Genomic DNA, 2,566 nt, shown 5'->3' with positions numbered 1-2,566 from the left:
CCCTCGTAGAGTAGGAATGAGCCGCCTTGCGGCATTACTGCCGTAGGTTTGCCCAAACCCCTCCCAGAACCGGACGTACACCTCTCGATGTATCCGGCTCGCCATTATTGCTTCAAATCAGTGTCGTTCAAGGGTGGTGAATCTTGTGATGACAGTCCTTGCACACCGCAAGTGTTTTTCGCTTTTTCGCTATCATCGCAAGCTCCCACAGTTGTTTTCCTTTGAGGTTCTTCACCTTATTTACATGGTGTATTTCCAGCGGCACATTGGTCTTTCCGCACAGCTCACACACGCAGGCGGACAGCCTATCGTCAAATGACGTTCTGGAACCGACGTGTGCGATTGCAAAGTCTATGATTTTATCTGTCCAGAGGTCTGTATTTTTGCAGTCCATAAACCTTGCGAAGCTGCGGCGCTTTATTCCTGCTTTCGTTTGGTAGGGCACACCCCAGCCGCCGTTTCCGTCACGGTATTTGCGGATTATTTTTCTGCTGGTGCTCTCATGCTTTCCAGCCAGAGTTTTCAGGCAGCTGTATTCCATCAAATATTCAAAATACTGAAGCTTGTTGAAATTGCTGGCTATACTGTAATAGTTGCAAATACCGCGCAGCTCAGAGTTGTACGTTGATACAATCTCCAAATCCGTACACCGAAAGATATATTTTCTTGCGATAGGCTCTATTGTCCCGTCGCGCAGTTGCCGGATGACCGACTTCCCAAACAGGAAAGGCATGATTTTGTCCGCAAACGGAATGCACAGCTCAACAGACCCGTTGAGCGTGCGGGAAACGTGGTTTCCGTGCGGCTTTAGCTTCTGGTCTCTCCTCACACGGATGTCATAACCCAAAAATCTTGCATACTGGTTACTGTGCGTAATGAGTGTCTTTTGCTCTGAAAGTTCCATTTTCAGGGTTTGGCTGATGAAGTCGGACAGCTGTCTCTTGATACGCTCACAGTCCGCTTTATCGCCCTTCACGCCAAGAATGAAGTCATCGGCATAACGGATGTATTTGATGACTTTATCCGTTTTGGACATACAGGGCGTTTTATGCATGACTGCTTTTAGTTGAGCGATTTTCTGCAACAAAGCTGTTTTTTCCTGACCCGTTGCAGTTTTCAGCTGTTTCTGAGCCTTTTTTATCTGCCATGTGACCTTATCGTATTCCGGGGTATGGTGTCTGTCCCTGCTTTTATAGAACTCCTTGGCGGTCTTTTCCACGAACTTGTCCAGCTCATTCAGGTAGATATTTGCGAGTATGGGCGAAACGATTCCGCCCTGCGGGCAGCCGGAGTAGGTAGCATGGTATTGCCAGTCCTCCATATAACCGGCTTTTAGGAATTTCCAAATGAGCTGAATCAGCCGTGCGTCTTTAATCTTGGCGTTTATGACGTTTGCTAAAACTCGGTGGTCGATGTTATCAAAACAGCCTTTAATATCGCCCTCAATAAACCACGACACGCCTGAGAATTCTCTTTTCAAGGATTTCAGCGCAGTGTGGCAGCTCCTGTTGGGACGAAAGCCGTGAGAATTGTTTGAGAAGATTGGCTCGTAGACCGATTCCAATATCATTCTCAATACTTCCTGCACCAGCTTGTCCGTAAAGGTAGGAATTCCAAGAGGACGCTTTTTTGTGCTGTTTTGCTTCTTCTGGATGTACTCGCGGCGAACAGGATTCGGCGTATAGGTTCCGTCAACCAGGGATTGAATAATCCGGTCAACCTTTTCCTTGCTGAATCCGTCAGCCGTATCGTCATTCACGCCTTTTGTTCCTGCGCCTTTGTTGGCGTAGAGGTTTTTGTATGCAAGGTAATACAGGTCGGGTCTTAATAGATAGCGGTAGAGCCTTGTGAAGATTTCCTCTTTGTTGTCCCTTGAATTTTTTCTGATTCTATCCAAAATCTCGATTGTTGGTTGCATTTGAGGCTTTCCTCCCGAATCAAATTTCAATTTTGGAATGCAATAACTGTTCTCCTTCGTCTGGAATACAGGATATATTCCGTGAGAGTCGTTACTTCCCACAGGACTACTATGAGAACTCCGTTGCCGTATCGGATATTCAGCGTCATCTCCCTTGCCTTTCGAGGGCTTGGGATTTATCGCCCACAGGGGGCATTTCGCATAGCTCGTTTGAGCATTCCGACTTAGGCAATCCCCAGTTAGCGTAATAAGTAGGCAAATGCGGATTGTCGGATACGCTTTCGTTTCGTTATTTCCAGTTCTCTGGCTTGTCACATGAATGGATTGATAACCCATCGCGCAAAGGCGAAACGCAATGTTATTCATATCAGAGGTTGATGCCGCCGTATCTACGGTGGTTACATACACATTCCTCCGCCCGAACACAACGGGGACTTGAAACTCGCATTCAACATTCAGTAGTTCTATCCTCATATCCGCTTAACGTAGCAATTCAGTCGTGCTCTTGTGTATAGAGCAACTTATCGCTTTCCCGCCATGCTATGGTCCCGCATCAGCTTTCGCCTATCGGTTAGGCGGGTCGTTTCCACTGTTATCTGAGTGGGTAGTGCCTGATTCTACTTCTTACTACGCCCTATCTGGGCGCGC

The 2,566-nt window shown here is 47.2% G+C and carries 1 protein-coding gene; it reads right to left on the bottom strand.

Translation table 11 applies throughout. The annotated features are described in order from the left end of the window. Positions 1 to 127: 127 nt before the first annotated feature. The gene (locus CZ203_RS01125) at positions 128 to 1,918 is read right to left on the bottom strand and encodes a reverse transcriptase domain-containing protein (RefSeq protein ID WP_087064264.1); all 1,791 of its coding nucleotides are present in this window, start codon (positions 1,916 to 1,918) and stop codon (positions 128 to 130) included. Positions 1,919 to 2,566 lie beyond the last annotated feature (648 nt).

The sequence above is a fragment of the Intestinibacillus massiliensis genome, from assembly GCF_900155735.1.
In the GTDB taxonomy this organism is placed as follows: domain Bacteria; phylum Bacillota; class Clostridia; order Oscillospirales; family Butyricicoccaceae; genus Intestinibacillus; species Intestinibacillus massiliensis.
The sequence above is the reverse complement of the archived record's forward strand: the minus strand, read 5'-3'. Positions and strand labels throughout refer to the sequence as shown.

What these genes read in the sequence shown, in the direction of transcription:
- CZ203_RS01125 (WP_087064264.1), bottom strand. Translation starts at nt 1,918, where the DNA reads ATGCAACCAACAATCGAGATTTTGGATAGAATCAGAAAAAATTCAAGG.